Below are 19,436 nucleotides of genomic sequence, written 5' to 3'. Positions count from 1 at the left end.
CGTCCGAGCGGGCTGCGCAGGGCCTCCGCCTCGAGGAGCGCGGCGCCGTCGGCGCGGTGCAGCGTCATGCGCCCGAGGTTGCCGGTGCGCACCGCGTCCGCGAGCCGGCCCGCCGCCACGTCGAGCAGCGCCGGGTCCTGGGTGAACGTGAGCACCGTCCGGCCGCCCCGCTCGACGTACAGCACGAGCGCGCCGTCGACGAGCACGACCACGGCGCCGGCCTTGCGTCCCGGGCGGTGCAGGCCCGTCGCGCCGGGGGCGAGGCCGTCCGCGGCCGACGGCAGGGGCCACGCGAGCGCCGCGCCGTACGGGTTCGCGGGGTCGGTGGCCGCGAGCGTCACGACGAACCGGGTCCGCTCGGGCTGGCTCGGGGCCGGTGACCACGGGTCGCCCGGACCCGGTGCGCCGGTCGCGTCGTCGGCGCTCTCGGCCGCCTGCTCGCGCGCGCGCTCGACCGTGCGCGCGTCCTCCCGGAGCCGGTCCACCGCGCCGGGCAGCGCGAACTGCGAGCCGCCGAGGTGCTCGACGAAGTACCCGCGGCGCACCTGGCCGGCCTGCTCGAGCGCCGCGAGCACGCGGTACACGGCGCCGAACTGCGCCGTGACCCCCTCGGCGGGAGCGACCGCGCGGGTCAGGACGCCGTGCCGGTCGAGGAGCTGCGCGGCGAGGGCGTGCGCCCGCAGCGTCGGGTCGCTCTCGCGCTCCGGCAGCAGCGACCACCGGCCGCCGGCCTCGGCGAGCAGCGCGGAACCTGGCCTGGGGGTCCCGCGCGGGGCGAGGGACGCCGAGCGCAGGCCGAAGCGTGCCGCGCCGCCGAGACTCCGGCTGCGGGCCGCCGGGGCCTTGGTGCGGTGCGCCGTGGCTCCCGTGCCGAGCCGTGCCCGGAGCACGGCGAGGCCGTCGTTCGTCACGTGCCCGGCCCAGACGAGGTCCCAGAGCGCGGCCGTGAGCGCGCTCTGCGACGCGGCCGGGGCACCGTCGGTGCCGGGTGCGACCGCAGGCGCCGCGCGCTCCGGCGCCGACGCGCTCCCGGCAGCCGCCGAGGCGTCCGGGTCTGGCAAGCCCTCGGCCGCGAGGAGCTCCCGCACCCGCGTCAGCAGCCCCCCGACGAAGTACGCACCGCCGCCCGCGAGCGCGGCGAGCGTCGCGCGGTGCAGCGGGGTGTCGAGGAACCCGTCGGCCTCGACCGGCACGGCCGGGGGCAGCGTGAGGTCGGCGACGGACGCGGGGTGCAGGCTCACGAGCCCGTCGTGCCCCGCGAGCGCACCGTGCCCCGCCCACAGCACCTCGCCCGCGGCGGTGAGCTCGTCGAGCATCGCGGGGGAGTAGTCCGCGACGCGCACCGGCAGGATGTGCGTCTCGAGCGCCGACGCGGGGACGGCCGCGCCCGCGAGCTGCTCGACGGCGCGCGCGAGCCCGTCGATGCCGCGCAGACCCCCGGTGCGGCGCGGGCTGGGGTCGATGCCCTGCCACCGGGGCAGGAACACCCCGAGCGCCTGCTGGTCGACCGGCTCGACCTCGGCCCGCAGCGCCGCGAGCGAGCGCCGGCGCAGCTGCCGCAGCACCTCGGCGTCGCAGTACTCGTCCCCGGTCCCGCCGAGCTCGTCCGGCCGCAGCCGTCCCTGCACCAGCACGCCGGTCTGCTCGAGGCGGCGCAGCACCTCGGTCACGACGGCGACCCCGAGCCCGAACCGCGCCGCGACCTGCGCGGCCGGGAACGGCCCGTGCGTGCGGGCGTGGCGGCGCACGAGGTCCCCGAGCGGGTCGGGACGGACCTCGGTGAACACCTCGGGCACGCCGACGGGCAGAGCGACCCCGAGGGCGTCGCGCAGGCGCCCGGCGTCCTCGATCGCCGCCCACTGCTCGCCGCGCTCGGCCTCGACCCCGCCGAGCCTGACCCGGAGCACGCGTCGAGCGGTCTCGAGCTCGGCGAGCCATCCCGGGACCTGGGCGCGCTCGGCCTCGACGGTCCGCGCCTGCGCGTCGGCCGTGGTCAGGGGGCCGTGGCGGCGGACCACGTCGGCGAGGGCCTCGAGCGTGCGCGCCTGACGGTCGGGGGCCGTCCCCGCGAGCTCGGCCTCGGTGCGCTGGACCGCGACGGGGTCGAGCAGGTCGGCGAGCTGCGACTGGCCGGCGCCGAGCAGCTCGGCGAGCAGCGTGGGGTCGAGCGTCAGCGCGGCGGCCCGGCGCTCGGCGAGCGGCGCGTCGCCGTCGTACAGGAACTGCGCGGTGTACCCGAACAGCAACGACTGCGCGAACGGCGACGGGGTGGTCGTCGTCACCTCGACGACGCGGATCTTCCGGGCCGCGACGTCGCGCATGAGCGTGGTCAGCGCCGCGACGTCGAAGTCGTCCTGGAGGCACTCACGGACCGCCTCGAGCAGGATCGGGAACTCCGGGTACTGCGCCGCGACGCTCAGGAGCTGTGCCGAGCGCTGGCGCTGCTGCCACAGGGGCTGGCGCTTGTCGGGACGTCTCCGGGGCAGCAGGAGCGCGCGCGCCGCGGCCTCACGGAAGCGCGCGCCGAACATGGCGGAGCCGCCGAGCTCGCCCCGCACGGCGTCCGCGACCTCGTCGGCATCGACGAGCAGGTCGTCGACGCCCACGGGCGGCGCCTCGGCGTCGTCGGCCCAGCGCGCGCCGAGCCCGTCCCCGAGCGGGAACGCCGCGTCGGAGCTGAGCATGTCGGGCAGCCGCAGCACGATGCCGTCGTCGGAGTGCATCGCCGCGGCGTCGACCCCGAACCGCTCGCGCAGCCGGGCGGCGATGACCAGCGCCCACGGCGCGTGCACGCGTGCGCCGTAGGGGGAGTGCAGCACGACGCGCCAGTCCCCGAGCTCGTCGCGGAAGCGCTCGACGACGAGCGTGGTGTCGGTCGGGAGCTGCCCGGCGGCGGCCTCCTGCTCGCGCAGGTAGGACAGCAGGTTGTCGGTCGCCCAGGGGTCCAGCCCCGCCGCGGAGACCTGGGCGCGCGCCTCCTCGTCGGGCTTCGCGGCGACCTCGCGGACCCACGCCCCCATGGCCCGGCCCAGCTCGGCGGGCCGGCCGGGGGCGTCGCCCTTCCAGAACGGCAGGCGGCCCGGCACGCCCGGAGCGGGCGTCACGAGCACGCGGTCCGGGGTGATGTCGTCGATGCGCCACGTGCTCGACCCGAGCGTGAAGGTGTCCCCGACGCGGGACTCGTAGACCATCTCCTCGTCGAGCTCGCCCACACGCTTGCCGCCGCGCAGCTGACCACCCGTGCGCTCGGCGTCCACAGGGACGTCGCTCGTGGACGCGCCGCTCGCCAGGAAGACCCCGTAGAGACCGCGGTCGGGGATCGTGCCGCCGCTCGTCACCGCGAGGCGCAGCGCGCCCGGGCGCCCGCTCAGGACGTCGCGTGCACGGTCCCAGACGATGCGGGGCCGCAGCTCGGCGAACTCCTCGCTCGGGTAGCGGCCCGCGAGCATGTCGAGGACCGCGTGCAGCGTCGCGTCGCCGAGGCCGCTGTACGGCGCGGCCCGCCGGACGACCGCCGCGAGGTCCGCGACGCTCCAGTCCTCGGTCGCGACCATCGCGACGACCTGCTGCGCGAGCACGTCGAGCGGGTTCGCGGGCACGTGCAGCGCCTCGAGCTCGCCGCGCCGCATGCGCGTGGCGGTCACGGCCGCGGGCACGAGCTCCCCGCGGAACGTCGGGAACATGATCCCGTGCGAGACCGCGCCGACCTGGTGGCCGGCACGTCCCACGCGCTGGAGCCCGCTCGCGACCGACGGCGGTGCGCCGACCTGGACGACGAGGTCGACCGCGCCCATGTCGATCCCGAGCTCGAGCGAGCTGGTCGCGACGACCGCCGGCAGGCGCCCGGCCTTGAGCTCGGTTTCCGTCCGGGTGCGCTCCGCGCGGCTCATCGACCCGTGGTGCGCGCGGGCGAGGATCGTCGCGGCGTCCCGGGTGTCCACCCCGACCGCGGTGCCCGACTGCGCGGGCGCGGCCGCCGGCTGCAGCTCGCCGGGGTCGGGCACGTCCTCGCCCTGCCGCTCGGCCCACACCTCGTTCATGCGGGCCGTGAGCCGCTCGGCCCCGCGGCGGGAGTTCGTGAACACGAGGGTCGAGCGGTGCTCGGCCACGAGGTCGACGACGCGCTCCTCGACGTGGGGCCAGATCGAGGGGCGCGGCGGCGCGCCCGCCGCGGGGCCGGTCAGGTCGACCTCGCCCGGCGGGAGCGCGTCGGGGCCCGGGGTGCCCACCGCCGGGGCCGAGGCCAGGTCCGCCAGGTCGGGCACGGGCACGACGACGTCGACCTCGATGCGCTTGGTCGACGGCGGCTGCACGACGACGACGCGCCTCCCGCCGTCCGCGTGCGCCCGCGCACCGCCGAGGAAGGCGGCGACCGCGTCGACCGGCCGGACGGTCGCGGACAGGCCGATGCGCTGCGCCGGTCCCGGCCCGCCGGGCCGGTCGAGGAGCGCGTCGAGCCGCTCGAGCGAGACGGCGAGGTGCGCGCCCCTCTTGGTCCCGGCGACGGCGTGGATCTCGTCGAGGATCACCGTGCGTACGCCCGAGAGACCGGCACGCGCGGCCGAGGTGAGGACGAGGAACAGCGACTCGGGCGTCGTGATGAGGATGTCGGGCGGCTTGGTCGCGAACGCGCGGCGCTCGGCCGGCGGCGTGTCGCCGGTGCGGACCCCGACGGCCACGTCGGCGATCGGTCGGCCCGCGCGGGTCGCGGCCTGGCGGATGCCGACGAGCGGCGAGCGCAGGTTCCGCTCGACGTCGGTCGCGAGCGCCTTGAGCGGGGAGACGTACAGGACGCGGCACCGCTGGGTCGGGTCCTCCGGCTCGGCGGCCGGCGCGGGTGGGACCGACGCGCCGCCGGCCGGCGCCTGCGTGCCCGGTGCGGGGCCGCCGAGCAGGCCGTCGAGCGCCCAGAGGAACGCCGCGAGCGTCTTGCCGGAGCCCGTCGGTGCGACGACGAGCGCGTGCTCGCCCGACGAGACCGCCTCCCACGCCCCGACCTGCGCCGTCGTCGGCCCGGCGAACGCACCCGTGAACCAGTCCCGGGTGGGCGCGGAGAAGCGCCCGAGCACCTCCGCAGCCTGCGTCGCCTCGTCCACCGGGCCATTGTGGCTGGCTGCGCCCACACCGGCCGGTCGAGCGCACCCGGCTGCCGACGTCGCACCCGTGCGCGTGCGCCGTGCACGCCGCACCGCGCGTCGGGTGGCAGGCTGGTGCCGTGCGATACCGCGAGTTCTGGCAGCTGGTCGACGAGGTGCTCGGCAGCGCGCACGGTCGCGCCCTCGCGCGGGACCTCGTCCTGTTCGAGCTGCAGGGGCGGACCGCGGTGCAGGCTCTCGACGACGGTGCGGAGCCGCGCGACGTCTGGCACGCGCTGTGCGACGCGATGGAGATCCTCGACGCGCGGCGCTGGGGCTCGGCGGCGCGGCAGGCGCCGCCCCGGCGCTGAGTCGGGCCCGAGGCGGCCCGGGCGGCGGCGTCCGTCGCTGAGTCGGGCCCGGCCGGTCACGTCCCGCGACGCGCCCGGCGTGTCGCGCCCTGTCGAACACCTGTTCGGGTAACGTGGTGCGTGGTGAGGACGTCGGCGGTCCTGCGACCCGGGTCGACCGGGCGGAGGGCGGTCCACCGGCACGGGGAGACCCGGGCTGTGGACAGCGCACGGACGGATGTCGGTGGTCGGGCATAGCGTCACCCGCAGTCAACAGACCAGCCCCAGACGAGGTGCAGCGACCGCGCTGCTCGAGACCACGAGGTGTGACATGGCAGCTCCCCAGGACCGGACGAAGGCCCTCGAGGCCGCGCTCGGACAGATCGACCGGCAGTTCGGCAAGGGCTCGATCATGCGCCTCGGCGACGAGGGGCGTGCCCCCGTCGAGGTCATCCCGACGGGGTCGATCGCGCTCGACATCGCGCTCGGCATCGGCGGCCTGCCGCGCGGCCGCGTCGTCGAGATCTACGGCCCGGAGTCCTCGGGCAAGACGACCGTCGCGCTCCACGCCGTCGCCAACGCGCAGCGGGCCGGCGGCATCGCGGCGTTCATCGACGCCGAGCACGCGCTCGACCCCGAGTACGCGAAGAAGCTCGGCGTCGACACCGACGCCCTGCTGGTCTCGCAGCCGGACACCGGCGAGCAGGCGCTCGAGATCATGGACATGCTGATCCGCTCGGGCGCGATCGACATCGTGGTCATCGACTCGGTCGCGGCGCTCGTGCCCAAGGCCGAGATCGAGGGCGAGATGGGCGACAGCCACGTCGGCCTCCAGGCCCGGCTCATGTCGCAGGCCCTGCGCAAGATCACCGGCGCGCTCAACTCCTCCGGCACCACGGCGATCTTCATCAACCAGCTCCGCGAGAAGATCGGCGTCTTCTTCGGCTCGCCCGAGACCACCACGGGTGGCAAGGCGCTCAAGTTCTACGCGTCCGTCCGCATGGACATCCGCCGCATCGAGACCCTCAAGGAGGGCACCGACGCGGTCGGCAACCGCACGCGCATCAAGATCGTCAAGAACAAGATGGCGCCGCCGTTCAAGCAGGCCGAGTTCGACATCCTGTACGGCGTGGGCATCTCGCGCGAGGGTGGCCTGATCGACATGGGCGTCGAGCACGGGTTCATCCGCAAGTCCGGTGCCTGGTACACGTACGAGGGCGACCAGCTCGGCCAGGGCAAGGAGAACGCGCGCGGCTTCCTGCGCGACAACCCCGACCTGGCGAACGAGATCGAGAAGAAGATCAAGGAGAAGCTCGGCGTCGGTGCCAAGCTCGACGCACCCGCCGACGTCGACCCGAAGGTCGGCTTCTGACCGGGCGACCGATGCGGGGCCGGGGCGGGCGGCGCGGTGACGAGCCGCCCGCCTCCGGCGCGTCCGGGCTCGGTCAGGAGGCCGATCCGGAGTCGGTCGCCCGGGCCGTCGCCTTGCGTCTCCTCGCGAGCTCGGCGCGCAGCCGGGCACAGCTCGCCGAGGCGATGCAGCGCAAGGACGTCCCGGACGACGTCGCAGCGCGCGTGCTCGACCGGTTCACCGAGGTCGGGCTGATCGACGACGCGGAGTACGCGCGGATGCTCGTGCGCACCCGGCACGCCGAGCGTGGGCTGTCCCGCCGGGCGATCGGTGTCGAGCTCCGCCGGCGCGGCATCGACGACGAGGTCGCGTCCGACGCGCTCGGCGAGGTGGACGACGAGGACGAGGAGGAGGCGGCGCGCGCGCTGGTCCGGCGCAAGCTCGCCTCGACCGCCCGGCTCGACCCGCAGGTCCGCGCCCGGCGCACGTTCGCTGCGCTCGGCCGGCGGGGTTACCCCTCGGCCCTCGTCTCCCGGCTCGTCCGCGAGGCGCTCGCCGAGGAGGGTGCGGAGATCGGCGACGTCGCCGAGGACATCGCCCGCGGGGAGTGACGCCGGCCCGCACCGGGCGAGCGTGCGGACGGCGCCGCGCGCCGCGGCGCCGGACGTCGAGCGCGTGCGGGAGAATGCTCCGGAGGGATCCACGCGGCATCCGGGCCGCGGACCTCGCAGCAGCGCCGGAGGGTGGTCACGTCGATGGGTGAGCTCGGGCTCGTCGTGGCTCTCCTGGGAGCGTGCCTGGTCGCACTCATCCTGGTGCTCGTCGCACGCCGGGAGGCGGCTGAGCAGCGCCGGCAGGCGAAGGCCGATGTCGCCTCGATCCGCGACGACGCGCGCGCGCTGCTGGCGGACGCCGAGCGCAGGGAAGCACGCCTCGTCGAGCGCGAGCGCGCGGTGGCGGCCGACCAGAAGGCCGTCGCCGAGGCGGAGCGCGCGGCGCGCGAGCGGCAGGACGCCCTCGCCGCTGCGGAGCGGGAGGTGGCCGAGCGCCGCTCGTCGGCCGAGCGCGACGCCCGCGCCCAGCTGGAGGCCGTCGCCGACCTGACCGGCGAGGAGGCGCGCGCGGAGCTCGTCCGGCGCATGGTCGACGAGGCGACGAACGACGCAGCGGCCCTCGTCCGCCGGGCCGAGGCGCAGGCGCGCCGGACCGCGGAGTCCCGGGCCAAGCGCATCGTCGCCGCGGCGGTCCAGCGCACCGCGGTGCCGACCAGCTCGCAGTCCGTGATCACGGTCCTGCCGCTCCCGTCCGAGGAGATGAAGGGACGGATCATCGGCAAGGAGGGCCGCAACATCCGCACGTTCGAGGCCCTCACCGGCGTCAACGTGCTCATCGACGACACGCCGGACTCGGTCGTCCTCTCGTGCTTCGACGCCGACCGCCGCGAGGTCGCCCAGGTCACGCTCGAGGCCCTCATGTCCGACGGGCGGATCCACCCCCAGCGGATCGAGGCTGCGTACGCGGAGGCGCTCACCGGGGCGGAGGACCGGACCGTCTCCGCGGGGCACGACGCCGCCGAGCGTGCCGGCGTCGCGGGACTCCACCCGGACCTCGTCCGGACGATGGGCCGGCTCCGGCTGCGCACGTCGTACGGCCAGAACGTGCTCGAGCACCTCGTCGAGACCGCGCTCGTCGCCGCAGCCGTCGCGGCCGAGGTCGGGGCTGACGTCGCGACGACCCGCCGCGCCGCCTTCCTCCACGACGTCGGCAAGGCGCTCACCGCGGAGGTCGAGGGGACGCACGCGCTGGTGGGCGCCGACCTGGCGCGGCGGTGCGGGGAGTCGCCCGCGGTCGTCAACGCCATCGCGGCGCACCACGAGGAGGTGCCGGCCGAGACGGTCGAGGCAGTGCTCGTGCAGGCGTCGGACGCGATCTCGGCCGCCCGCCCCGGCGCACGCCGCGAGGAGCTCGACCAGTACGTCGAGCGGATGGACAAGCTCGAGCAGCTCGTGACCGCGCACACCGGGGTGCGGCGCGCCCTCGCGATGTCCGCGGGGCGCGAGGTCCGGGTCGTCGTCGAGCCGTCGGAGGTCGACGACTACGCGCTGCCGCAGCTCGCGGTCGCGATCGCGAAGCACATCGAGGCGGACCTGCAGTATCCCGGGGAGATCAAGGTCACGGTCGTCCGAGAGATCCGCGCGAGCGCGACCGCCGGCTGACCCGCCCCGGGACGCTCACCGAGCGTTTGGCGCCCGCACCTCCAGCCGCGTGCCCGGGGTCCGGTGCCCGGCCGCTGCACCGCCGCGTCACCTCGGCGGAGCACCCTGGGTTCTTGACCCGGTCCCTGCACTGCGGGTCCCCTCCGCCGAGCGCCGCCCGGGTCCGGTACGCAGCCGCTGCCCAGCCTGCGTCGACGACGGCGGCGCGGAGCGGGTCCGGCGCCCGGTCGCTACGCCCCGTCCCGCTCAGTCCCGCGTGGCCACGACGAGGCTCGGTGCCTCGGCCTTCGCGCGCCCGCTCGTGCGCCGCCCCATCCGCTGCCCGACCCACGGCGCGGCCTTGGTCAGGGCGTAGTTGATGACGATGAACACGACCGCGGCGACGGCGAGGGCCTGGAGGATGTTGCCGTTGGCGGAGCCGACCTGGCGGGCCTCCTGCAGCAGCTCGCGGTACGTGATGATGTAGCCGAGCGCGGTGTCCTTGAGGATGACGACGAGCTGGCTGACCAGCGCCGGGAGCATCGCGATGAGGGCCTGAGGCACCTCGACCGACCGCAGCGACTGCGGGCCGGTGAGCCCGGTGGCGAGCGCCGCCTCGCGCTGGCCGCGCGGCAGCCCGTGCACGCCGGACCGCACGAGCTCGGCGAAGACGGAGCCGTTGTAGAGCACGAGCGCGGTGACGACGGCGATGAGCGGGTAGTCCCCGGGGTCGATCCCGCGGACGTCGGAGAAGCCCAGCGCGAGCCAGACGAAGATCATCATGAGCAGCACGGGCACGGCGCGGAAGAACTCGACGATCGTGCCGCTGATCACGCGGACGATCCGCAGCTCGGAAAGGCGCCCGAGCCCGAACGCGAGCCCGAAGAGCGACGAGCCGACGATCGCGAGCGCGGCGGCCTTGAGCGTGTTCTGCAGGCCCGGGAGGAGGAAGCTCTCCCACGTGCGCCACTCCAGGAAGGGTGTCCACAGGGCGGCCTCGAGCTGACCCTTGCGGCCCAGCTGCACGAGCAGCAGCACGCCGATCCCCGCGACGACGAGCGCGAACACGACGTTGAGCCACGCCATGCGCCGGCGGGTGCGCGGCCCGGGGACGTCGAACAGGACGCTCTGGGTGCTGCTCACCGGGCCACCGCCAGTCGTCGCGAGAGGGAGGTCGTCAGCAGGCCGACGGGGATGACGAGGAGCACGAAGCCGAGCGCGAAGGTGAGGAAGATCGGGATGACGAGGTCGGACCGGAACTCGATCATGGTCCGCATGAGCCCCGACGCCTCGGCGACGGAGCCCGCGGCCGCGACGGTCGAGTTCTTCGTCAGGGCGATCAGCGTGTTCCCGAGCGGGGCCACAGCACCGCGGAACGCCTGCGGCAGGATGATGAGCCGCGCGGTCGGGAGGAAGCCGAGCCCGATCGCCCGCGCCGCCTCGGCCTGCCCGACCGGCACCGTGTTGACCCCGGACCGCAGCGCCTCGCAGACGAACGCCGCGTGGTAGACGGCGAGGCCGAGGATCGCCAGGCGGAGGAAGTTCTCGTTGAAGTCCTGGGCGAGGGTGACCCCGAGCTGACCCCACAGGCCGAGCACGCAGAAGACGATGATGATCGTCAACGGGGTGTTGCGGAACACGTTCACGTAGGTGGTGCCGGCCCAGCGCAGGCTCGGCAGCGGCGAGATCCGCATGACGGCGAGCACGGTGCCGAGCACGAGCGAGAGCACGGCGGCGAAGAACGTCAGCTTGATGTTGACCCAGAACGCCGCGAGGACGTCGAAGGTCTCGAACAGCGCGACGAACTGGTCCAGGTACGTGCCGTCCAGCGCTCTCACCTCCTTGGTGCGTGGTGGCTCGCGCCGACCGGGACGGGGCGACGGACGGGTCCGTCGTCCCGTCCCGGTCGGCTGCGGGTCAGGTCAGGTCAGGCGCAGGCCTCGACCTCGGGCGGGTTGAGCTCGTCGTTCGCCTCGTAGCCCGACGCCCCGACGTTGTCGTCGAGGATCTGCTGCCACGTGCCGTCCTCGATGAGCTCGGTGATGGCGGTGTTGATGTCCTCGCAGGTCGCGTTGTCCTGCGAGAGGCCGACACCGTAGTTCTCCTCGGAGAACGGGTTCCCGACGACCTTGACCTTGCCCTCGTTGGCAGGCTGTGCGGCGAGGCCGGCGAGGATGATGTCGTCGGTGGTCACCGCGTCGACCGCACCGGACGTGAGCGCGGTGACGCACTCCGCGTAGCTCGGCTGCTCGAGCAGGTTGGTGCCGGCGGCGTACTCGTCCTTGATGCGCTGCGCCGACGTCGAGCCGGTGACGGAGCAGAGGTTCTTGCCCTCGAGGTCCTCGGGTCCGCTGATCGAGTCGTCGTCCGCGGCGACGAGCAGGTCCTGCCCGGCGACGAAGTACGGGCCGGCGAACGCGACGGTCTCCTTGCGGGCGTCGGTGATCGAGTACGTCGCGAAGATCATGTCGACCTGGCCGGTCTGGAGCAGGTTCTCGCGCTGGGCGGACGGCGACTCGACGAACTCGATCTGGTCCTCGGAGTACCCGAGCTTCTCGGCGACGGCACGCGCCATGTCGACGTCGAAGCCGGTGAAGTCGTCACCGTCCTTGAAGCCGAGGCCGGGCTGGTCGAACTTGATGCCGATCCGGATCGACTCGCCGCCGCCGGAGGAGGTCTCGTCGCCCGTCGCGTCGCCGGCGGGCTCGTCGGAGCCCCCGCACGCGGTGAGGGTCAGGGCCAGGGCGGCCAGCGTCGCGGCGGTCCCCACGGTTCGTCTGCGCATTGTCAGTTCCTCTCGTTGCGGTGCACCACGGTGTCGGTGACGTTCGGTGCCCGGTGGGGCGGTGGCCCTGCCGGGCGGAGCTGCTCGGTGGACTCGGGTGGTCGTGAGCTCAGTGGGTCAGGATCTTCGACAGGAAGTCGCGGGCGCGCTCGCTCCGCGGCGCCGTGAAGAAGCTCTCGGGCGTCTCCTCCTCGACGATGCGTCCGGCGTCCATGAACACGACCCGGTGCGCCGCCTTGCGCGCGAAGCCCATCTCGTGGGTCACGACCACCATCGTCATGCCCTCCTTCGCGAGGGAGACCATGACGTCGAGGACCTCGTTGATCATCTCGGGGTCGAGCGCGGACGTCGGCTCGTCGAACAGCATGACCTTCGGCTTCATCGCCAGGGCCCGGGCGATCGCGACGCGCTGCTGCTGGCCGCCGGAGAGCTGCGCGGGCAGCTTGTCGGCCTGGTTCGCGACGCCGACGCGCTCGAGCAGCGACATCGCCGTCTCGCGGGCCTGTGCCCGGGGGACGCCCTTGGCCTTGATCTGCCCGAGGGTGACGTTCTCGAGCACCGTCTTGTGGGCGAACAGGTTGAACGACTGGAACACCATGCCGACGTCGGCACGCAGCCGCGCGAGCTGCTTGCCCTCGGCGGGCAGGGGCACCCCGTCGATCGCGATGGTGCCCGAGTCGATCGTCTCGAGGCGGTTGATCGTGCGGCACAGCGTGGACTTCCCGCTGCCCGAGGGCCCGATCACGACGACGACCTCACCACGGTGGACGGTGAGGTCGATGTCCTGCAGGACGTGGAGCTGACCGAAGTGCTTGTTGACCCCGTCGAGGACGACGAGCGGGGCTCCCAGGGTGCGCTGCTGCCCTGCGGTCGCGGGGGCGGCGGGGGTGTCGACCATCCGACGAACCTAGGGGTGAAGTGTTGCGCCCGCTACCCGCTGAGGTCACGGTCCGGCAACGTCCCGGAAACGTGCTCCCCGCGGGCGGGGCCGGCGGCGGGGCGACGTACCCTGGACGGCGATGTCCACGACCCTGCCCCACGTCCCGGCGGACGCCGCCGTCCTGCTCGCCGGGCTCGCCCCGAGCGACGCCCGCGACCCCGACGGCGGTCCTGCCGGCGCCCGCGGCGTGCCCGCCCGCACCTACCTGGTCAAGACGCTCGGCTGCCAGATGAACGTGCACGACTCCGAGCACATGGCCGGGATGCTCGAGCAGGCGGGGTACGTCCGGGCGAGCGCGTCGGACACCGCCGCCGAGGCCGCCGACGTCATCGTCATCAACACGTGCGCGGTCCGCGAGAACGCCGCCGACAAGCTGTACGGCAACCTCGGTCGCCTGGCCGGGGCCAAGCGCGCGCGGCCCGGCATGCAGATCGCGGTCGGCGGCTGCCTCGCGCAGAAGGACCGGGCAGGCATCGTCGAGCGGGCCCCGTGGGTCGACGTGGTGTTCGGCACCCACAACCTCGACGCGCTCCCGGTGCTCCTCGAGCGGGCGCGGCACAACGAGCGCGCCGAGGTCGAGATCGCCGAGTCGCTCCAGGTGTTCCCCTCGACGCTGCCCACGCGGCGCGAGTCGGTGTACGCGGGCTGGGTGTCGATCAGCGTCGGGTGCAACAACACGTGCACGTTCTGCATCGTCCCGCACCTGCGCGGCAAGGAGCGCGACCGCCGGCCGGGCGAGATCCTGGCGGAGGTGCAGGCGCTCGTGGACCAGGGCGCGGTCGAGGTCACGCTGCTCGGGCAGAACGTCAACTCCTACGGCGTCGAGTTCGGGGACCGCGGGGCGTTCGCGAAGCTCCTGCGGGCGGTCGGGGCGATCGAGGGGCTCGAGCGCGTGCGCTTCACGTCGCCGCACCCGGCCGCGTTCACCGACGACGTGATCGCGGCGATGGCGGAGACGCCCACGGTCATGCCGCAGCTGCACATGCCGCTGCAGTCGGGCTCGGACCGCGTGCTGCGCGCGATGCGGCGGTCGTACCGCTCCGAGAAGTTCCTCGGGATCCTCGACCGCGTGCGCGCCGTGATGCCGGACGCCGCGATCACGACCGACATCATCGTCGGGTTCCCGGGGGAGACCGAGGAGGACTTCGCCGAGACGCTCCGCGTCGTCGAGGCCGCGCGCTTCGCGTCGGCGTTCACCTTCCAGTACTCGCAGCGTCCGGGGACCCCGGCGGCGGACCTGCCCGACCAGCTGCCCAAGGCGGTCGTGCAGGAGCGGTACGTGCGGCTCGCCGCGCTGCAGGACCGCATCTCGACCGAGGAGAACCAGGCGCAGGTCGGCCGGAGCGTCGAGGTCCTGGTCGCGGAGAGCGAGGGCCGCAAGGACGGCGCGACGCACCGGGTGACGGGCCGCGCGGCCGACAACCGGCTGGTGCACCTCGCGCTGCCGCCGGACCTGCCGGCCGACGGCGCCCCACGTCCGGGCGACCTCGTGAGCGTGACCGTGACGCACGCCGCGCCGTACCACCTGGTCGCGGACTCGGCCCTGACCGACGCCGCGTCGTTCCGCGTGCGGCGCACGCGCGCGGGCGACGCGTGGGCGGCGCGGCAGGCCGGTGGCGAGCACGCGCGCGGCGCTGCGCCGGCGGCGGCCGGGTGCGGGACGGCTGCACCGGCCCCTGCCGGGCCCGTCGTGCTGGGCCTGCCGACGCTCGGGGCGCCACGGTCCTGACGGTGCCGGGCCGGCTCGCGGGTCAGTTGTCGGGGATCCCCGGGGGTGCCTCGTCGCCGGGGAGGATCGCCTCGATCGCGGTGAACATCTGCACGCCCGTGCCGAGCCCGCACGCGAGCAGCTGGGCGAGCTGGATGTCGGTGACGCCCTGCTCGAGGTCGGCGGACACCTCGCTGTAGAGCGCGAGCAGGCCGTCCTCCTCGCGAACGTAGACCTTGGGCCAGATGCGCTCGCGGTTCCAGTCGTTGACCGCCAGGGCCACCGACCGGCGCTGCTCGAGGGCGAGCGAGCGGTGCCAGCGACCCCGGACCTGGAGGATCTCGTCGTGCTCGCCGAGCAGCAGGAACCAGAACCGGCTGCCGTCCCAGGTCCCCGTGAGGTCGCCGTCGTCGTCGACCAGGTAGCGGTAGCCGCGCGAGCGCAGGTAGCCCTCGATCCGGTCGCGGGACAGCGGGGTTGGGACCTCCTGGTCGCGGACGGGTGCGTGCTTCTCGGGCTTGGCGAAGCCGCCGAGCACGCGCGTGACCCAGCGGGGGAGCGCGCCGTCGCTCACGGTGCCACCCCCGCAGGGTCGGGGTACAGCTCGTCGAGCGAGTCGAAGAACATGCTCCCGGTGCTCAGGCCGCAGAACAGCAGCTGGTTGAGCTGGTCGTCGGTCACCCCGTGCTCGAGGTCCGTCGCGACCTCGGCGACGACGTGCACCATGCCGTTGTCCCGCACCCGGGCGTACGCCTTGGGCCAGATGCGGTCGGCGTTCCACTCGTTGCACACGTCGAGCACCTCCTCGAGCCGCTCGATCGCGACCTCGCGGTGCCACTGGCCGCGGACCTGGAGGATCTCGGAGTGCTCGCCGAAGAGGAAGAAGTAGAACAGCCGCCCGCGCCACAGCCCGCCGAGGTCGCCGTCGTTGTCGACGAAGTAGCTGAACTGGTGGCGCGTGAACCACTCGGCGACCCGGGCCGCGGTCACGGGGGTCGGGACGTCGCCGGTGAGCTGGACCGCGCCCAGCTCGCGGGCGAGCAGCTGCGTCACGTGCTCGTGCAGCTCGTCGTCCGGCACGCCCGGGCCCAGCACCGGTGCGCCGCCGGCGCGGCGGGCGTCGTGCAGCCCCCGGCCCGGGGGTTCGGGCCGCAGCCCGAGCCACCGGCGGAGGCGTCGGTCCCGGAAGAAACCCATGCGCGGAAGCCTACCCGCGGAGCGGGGAAGCGGCCGGAGGTGACCCCGGGGCTGGGCCGGACGGGTGGATCGTCCCGGTCCGTCCGGCTTCGCGCCGCCGGGTCGGCGCGGGCGGCTAGTCTCGTGCGGCACGGTCCAGGTCCGTGGCGCTCGTGCGCCGCGCGGCCCCGGAAGGGCACGACGCGCCGGCCACGGCGCACGAGACGACGAGGTTCCCATGGGTTTCTTCACCAAGCCGGAGGCGGGCGCCGGAGCGCAGCCGGTCCTCGCGCCGCTGAGCCACCAGCGCATCATCGACCGCCTCGACGCGCAGGGCTTCACGTACGGGGTCGACGACGACGGCGACATCGGCGGACGGTGGGACGACCACCTGTTCTACTTCTTCCGCCTGGGCGGCGACGGCGAGTTCCTCCAGGTCCGCGGCCGGTGGACCCGTGAGGTCCCGGTGAGCGAGGCCGACGCGCTGACGCGGGCGGCGAACCAGTGGAACCTCGACACCCTCTGGCCCAAGGCGTACGTCCGGGTCGAGGGCGACGACGTCGGCGTGTACGCCGAGCACGTCGTGAGCTACGAGCACGGGCTGACCGACGAGCAGCTCGACCTGCACATGGCGTGCGGCATCAGCACCGCGCTCCAGCTCTTCGCGCACCTCGACGACCTCTACCCGCAGGCCGCGGAGGCGGCGAAGGCGCAGCTGGCGGCGTACCGCGCGAGCGACGACGACTGAGGTGGGGGAGCCCTCGTCCGGCCAGGCCTTCCAGGTCGACCTGCGCGGCGTCGTCGACCTGCTCGCGCGGCACCTGTACTCCGGTCCGCGCGTGTACCTGCGCGAGCTGCTGCAGAACGGCGTCGACGCGATCACGGCCCGGCGCGCGCTCGACCCGGCGGCGCCCGCGACGGTCCGGCTGCGCACCGCGCCGGACGGCGCCCTCGAGGTGACCGACTCGGGGATCGGGCTGACCCTCGTGGAGGCGCGCGAGCTGCTCGCGACGATCGGCCGGAGCTCGAAGCGCGACCTCGAGGTCGGGCTCGGGCGCGAGGAGTTCCTCGGGCAGTTCGGCATCGGGCTGCTCTCGGCGTTCATGGTGGCCGACGAGATCGAGCTCGTCTCCCGGACCGCGCGCGGCACCGGCGAGCCGCCGGTGCGCTGGCGTGGTCACGCGGACGGCAGCTACGAGCTCACCGAGCTCGGCGCCGACGCGGACGTCCCGGTCGGCAGCACCGTGCGCCTGCGGCCGCGGCGGGACCTGGAGCACTGGCTCGCGCACGACACGGTCGTCGCCCTCGCCCGCGACTTCGGCTCGCTCCTGCCCGTCGACGTCGCGGTCCAGGTCGACGTCGACGGCGCGACCGCGTGGCGGCGGCTCACCGAGCCGGACCTGCCCTGGCGACGCCGGTACGCCTCGCCCGAGGAGCGTGCCGAGGCGCTCGTGCGGTACTGCGAGCGCACGCTCGGGTTCACCCCGCTCGCGCACGTCGACCTCGAGGTGCCCCTCGCCGGGGTCAGCGGCGTCGCGTTCGTGCTGCCCGCCGCGGTGCCGCCCACCGGGTCGGGCACGCACCGCGCGTACCTCAAGCGCATGCTGCTCGGCCCGCGCGTCGAGGGGCTGCTGCCGGAGTGGGCGTTCTTCGTCCGGTGCGTCGTCGACGCGACCGGGCTGCGGCCCACGGCGTCGCGCGAGCAGCTGTACGCCGACGAGGTCCTGCTCGCCGCGCGCGACGCCCTCGGCGAGCAGGTGCGGACGTGGACGCTCGCGACGCTGCGGGAGCGCTCGCCGCTCGCGCGCGCGTTCGTCGAGGCCCACCACCTCGCGGTGCGCGCGCTCGCGACGACCGACGACGCGATGCTCGACCTCGTCGCCGACGTGCTCCCGTACGAGACGACCGACGGGCAGCTGACGCTCGCCGAGGTGCACGAGGCGCACGGCGACGTGCTCTACGCACCGACCGTCGAGGAGTTCCGGCGCATCGCGCCCGTCGCCCGCGCGCAGGGCCTCGGCGTCGTCAACGCGGGGTACGTGTACGACGCCGACCTGCTCGCGCGGCTCGCGGACCGGCGGCCGGCGTGGGGCGTGCGGCCGCTCGGCGCGCACGACGTGGACCAGGTCCTGGCGCCGCTCGCACCCGTGCGCGAGCTCGAGCTGCTCGCCGTGGTCGAGGCGGCGGACGCGGTGCTCGCGCCGCACGACTGCGAGGTCGCGCTGCGCACGTTCGAGCCGGTCGACCTCCCGGCGATGCTGCTGCACGACCGCGCGGGTGACCACGAGCGCGAGCTCTCGCGGACCGTCGGGGAGGCCGACGACCTCTGGGGCGAGGTGCTCGCCGGGTTCGGCGGGACGGCGCGCTCGCGCCAGCTCGTGCTCAACTGCGCGAACCCGCTCGTCGAGGACCTGCTCGCGGCGCCGGCCGGCCCGGTGCGCGACGCCGGGCTCGAGTCGCTGTACGTCTCGGCGCTCCTGCTGGCGGGGGAGCCGCTGCGCGCCCGTGAGGTCGCGACCATGAACGCCTCGCTCTCGGTGCTGCTGCGCGCCGGGCTCCGCGGGGCCGACCCCACGCACTGACCCGCTCGACCCCGCTCGACCCCTGCCCCCACCCCGATCCGTCCCCGGCGGGCGCGCCCGCCGCGCCGCTCGTCCGTCACCCCCGGAGACCCCCCATGAGCCGCACCCTCGAGTCCGCCAACCGGGAGATCTCGCGCGTCCGCGACCTGCCCTACGGCCTGGCCCGCACCCAGGCGGCCGAGCGCCAGGTGCGGCTCGTGGACTCCGAGGGCCCGGACGACGCACGCGCGTACGCGCTGTCCACGCTCGTCGAGGCGTACGTCTGGGGCGGCGAGGTCGACAAGGCCTACGTGCCGTTCACCCGCCTCGTGCGGTGGTGGGACGAGCGCCCCGACCTGTTCGACGAGCAGGACCGGCACACGCTCTTCTGGTCCTTCAAGTGGATGGTCGCGAACCTCACCGAGTTCCCGACCGTGCCCGCCGCGCAGATCGACGGCACGCTCGCCGACATGGAGCGCCGGTTCGCGGTCGCGGGCAACGGCATGAACGCCGTCGCGCTCCAGCGGTTCGTCTGGTCGCGGGCGCGCGGGGCGGAGGACACCGCCGCGGCCTACGAGGCGTGGGTCGCGACGCCGCGCGACGACTTCTCCCAGTGCGAGGCGTGCGAACCGGGGGACCGTGCGTCCTACCTGTTCGAGGTCGGGCGCACCGACGAGGGCGTCCGGCTGCTCGAGCGCACCCTCACCGAGAACCCGGCGTGCGCGACGGAGCCCGCGGACATGCTGTCCCACCTCCAGCTCGCCTACCTCGAGCAGGGTCGGCTCGCGGACGCGGCGGCGACCCACCGCCGCGGGCTCGCGCACCTCGCGGACAGCCACGGCGACATGGCGGGCGCCCGCGGCCGGCACGTCGAGCTCCTGGCGCGCGGCGGGCACGGCGACCGCGCGGTCCGGATGATCGAGGCGGACCAGCGGCTGCTCACCGGCGGCGACTCGCCCGACAGCCGGCTCACCTACCTCGTGCACGTGGGCGCCGCGCTCGCGGCGCTGCTGGCCGCGGAGCCCGGGCGCCCGGTCCGGCTCACGACCGTGCCCGCCACGACCGTCGCCGAGCTCGCGGACTGGGCACGGGTCGAGGCCGACGCGCTCGCCGCCGCGTTCGACCGTCGCAACGGCACCGATCACGTGTCCCGGCTCGTCGCGAGCGCGTGGCAGACGCAGGCAGCGCCCGAGGCGCTCGACCTCGCCGTCATCCCGGCGCAGGCCCGGCACACGGGCCCGGACACGGCGGCGGTCGACGGCGCGGGGGCTCCCGGCGGCGCGGCCCGTCCGTCC

General features: G+C 74.8%; 14 protein-coding genes and 1 pseudogene. 8 read left to right on the top strand and 7 right to left on the bottom strand.

What is annotated here, in order from left to right:
* Positions 1-5,096, bottom strand: a 5,096-nt coding sequence (locus tag AB6N24_RS18630) for an Lhr family ATP-dependent helicase (RefSeq protein ID WP_412870874.1), incomplete at its 3' end; no start/stop codon positions are given.
* 119 nt (positions 5,097-5,215) lie between these two features.
* On the opposite strand from AB6N24_RS18630, the gene AB6N24_RS18625 reads away from it, so the two are divergent.
* The 4 genes from AB6N24_RS18625 to rny all read left to right on the top strand — a co-directional run bounded on the left by AB6N24_RS18625 (position 5,216) and on the right by rny (position 8,992).
* Complete coding sequence (locus tag AB6N24_RS18625; RefSeq protein WP_412870873.1) at positions 5,216-5,446, top strand: DUF3046 domain-containing protein; 231 nt, start codon at positions 5,216-5,218, stop codon at positions 5,444-5,446.
* A 310-nt stretch (positions 5,447-5,756) separates the two neighbouring features.
* Complete coding sequence (gene recA, locus AB6N24_RS18620) at positions 5,757-6,797, top strand: recombinase RecA (protein ID WP_412870872.1); 1,041 nt, start codon at positions 5,757-5,759, stop codon at positions 6,795-6,797.
* An 11-nt stretch (positions 6,798-6,808) separates the two neighbouring features.
* Positions 6,809-7,387, top strand: a complete 579-nt coding sequence (locus AB6N24_RS18615) for a regulatory protein RecX (protein WP_412870871.1) — start codon at positions 6,809-6,811, stop codon at positions 7,385-7,387.
* A 144-nt stretch (positions 7,388-7,531) separates the two neighbouring features.
* On the top strand, positions 7,532-8,992 hold the full coding sequence (rny, locus tag AB6N24_RS18610) for a ribonuclease Y (RefSeq protein WP_412870870.1): 1,461 nt from the start codon (positions 7,532-7,534) through the stop codon (positions 8,990-8,992).
* 246 nt (positions 8,993-9,238) lie between these two features.
* Here the strand turns inward: rny and AB6N24_RS18605 are convergent, their stop codons facing one another.
* The 4 genes from AB6N24_RS18605 to AB6N24_RS18590 all read right to left on the bottom strand — a co-directional run bounded on the left by AB6N24_RS18605 (position 9,239) and on the right by AB6N24_RS18590 (position 12,654).
* The gene (locus AB6N24_RS18605) at positions 9,239-10,114 is read right to left on the bottom strand and encodes an amino acid ABC transporter permease (RefSeq protein WP_412870869.1); all 876 of its coding nucleotides are present in this window, start codon (positions 10,112-10,114) and stop codon (positions 9,239-9,241) included.
* The gene (locus AB6N24_RS18600) at positions 10,111-10,800 is read right to left on the bottom strand and encodes an amino acid ABC transporter permease (RefSeq protein ID WP_412870875.1); all 690 of its coding nucleotides are present in this window, start codon (positions 10,798-10,800) and stop codon (positions 10,111-10,113) included. The genes AB6N24_RS18605 and AB6N24_RS18600 overlap by 4 nt, the downstream gene beginning before the upstream one ends.
* A 98-nt stretch (positions 10,801-10,898) precedes the next feature.
* The gene (locus AB6N24_RS18595; RefSeq protein ID WP_412870868.1) at positions 10,899-11,756 is read right to left on the bottom strand and encodes a glutamate ABC transporter substrate-binding protein; all 858 of its coding nucleotides are present in this window, start codon (positions 11,754-11,756) and stop codon (positions 10,899-10,901) included.
* Positions 11,757-11,865: 109 nt separating this feature from the next.
* Positions 11,866-12,654 carry an amino acid ABC transporter ATP-binding protein gene (locus tag AB6N24_RS18590; RefSeq protein ID WP_412870867.1) on the bottom strand — a complete coding sequence of 263 codons (789 nt, stop codon included), beginning with the start codon at positions 12,652-12,654 and terminating at the stop codon, positions 11,866-11,868.
* Positions 12,655-12,775: 121 nt separating this feature from the next.
* On the opposite strand from AB6N24_RS18590, the gene miaB reads away from it, so the two are divergent.
* On the top strand, positions 12,776-14,425 hold the full coding sequence (gene miaB, locus AB6N24_RS18585) for a tRNA (N6-isopentenyl adenosine(37)-C2)-methylthiotransferase MiaB (RefSeq protein WP_412870866.1): 1,650 nt from the start codon (positions 12,776-12,778) through the stop codon (positions 14,423-14,425).
* Between the two features lie 22 nt (positions 14,426-14,447).
* On the opposite strand, the gene AB6N24_RS18580 is transcribed toward miaB, so the two are convergent.
* Together AB6N24_RS18580 and AB6N24_RS18575 are read right to left on the bottom strand one after the other, a co-directional pair.
* Positions 14,448-14,978: a type III secretion system chaperone family protein gene (locus tag AB6N24_RS18580; protein ID WP_412870865.1), complete on the bottom strand. Its 531-nt coding sequence runs from the start codon at positions 14,976-14,978 to the stop codon at positions 14,448-14,450.
* Positions 14,975-15,601 carry a type III secretion system chaperone family protein gene (locus AB6N24_RS18575; RefSeq protein WP_412870864.1) on the bottom strand — a complete coding sequence of 209 codons (627 nt, stop codon included), beginning with the start codon at positions 15,599-15,601 and terminating at the stop codon, positions 14,975-14,977. The genes AB6N24_RS18580 and AB6N24_RS18575 overlap by 4 nt, the downstream gene beginning before the upstream one ends.
* 217 nt (positions 15,602-15,818) lie before the next feature.
* Here AB6N24_RS18575 and AB6N24_RS18570 point away from each other — a divergent pair, with 217 nt between their 5' ends.
* The 3 genes and pseudogenes from AB6N24_RS18570 to AB6N24_RS18560 all read left to right on the top strand — a co-directional run.
* Complete coding sequence (locus tag AB6N24_RS18570) at positions 15,819-16,328, top strand: type III secretion system chaperone family protein (RefSeq protein WP_412870863.1); 510 nt, start codon at positions 15,819-15,821, stop codon at positions 16,326-16,328.
* Position 16,329: 1 nt separating this feature from the next.
* Complete coding sequence (locus tag AB6N24_RS18565) at positions 16,330-18,162, top strand: HSP90 family protein (RefSeq protein WP_412870862.1); 1,833 nt, start codon at positions 16,330-16,332, stop codon at positions 18,160-18,162.
* Positions 18,163-18,257: 95 nt separating this feature from the next.
* Positions 18,258-19,436 (top strand): annotated as a pseudogene (locus AB6N24_RS18560) (hypothetical protein); the annotation flags it as partial.

The sequence above is a fragment of the Cellulomonas jepli genome, from assembly GCF_047229345.1.
Classification (GTDB): domain Bacteria; phylum Actinomycetota; class Actinomycetes; order Actinomycetales; family Cellulomonadaceae; genus Cellulomonas_A.
Note: the sequence above shows the minus strand (reverse complement) of the source record. Positions and strands in the feature narration are given on the sequence as shown.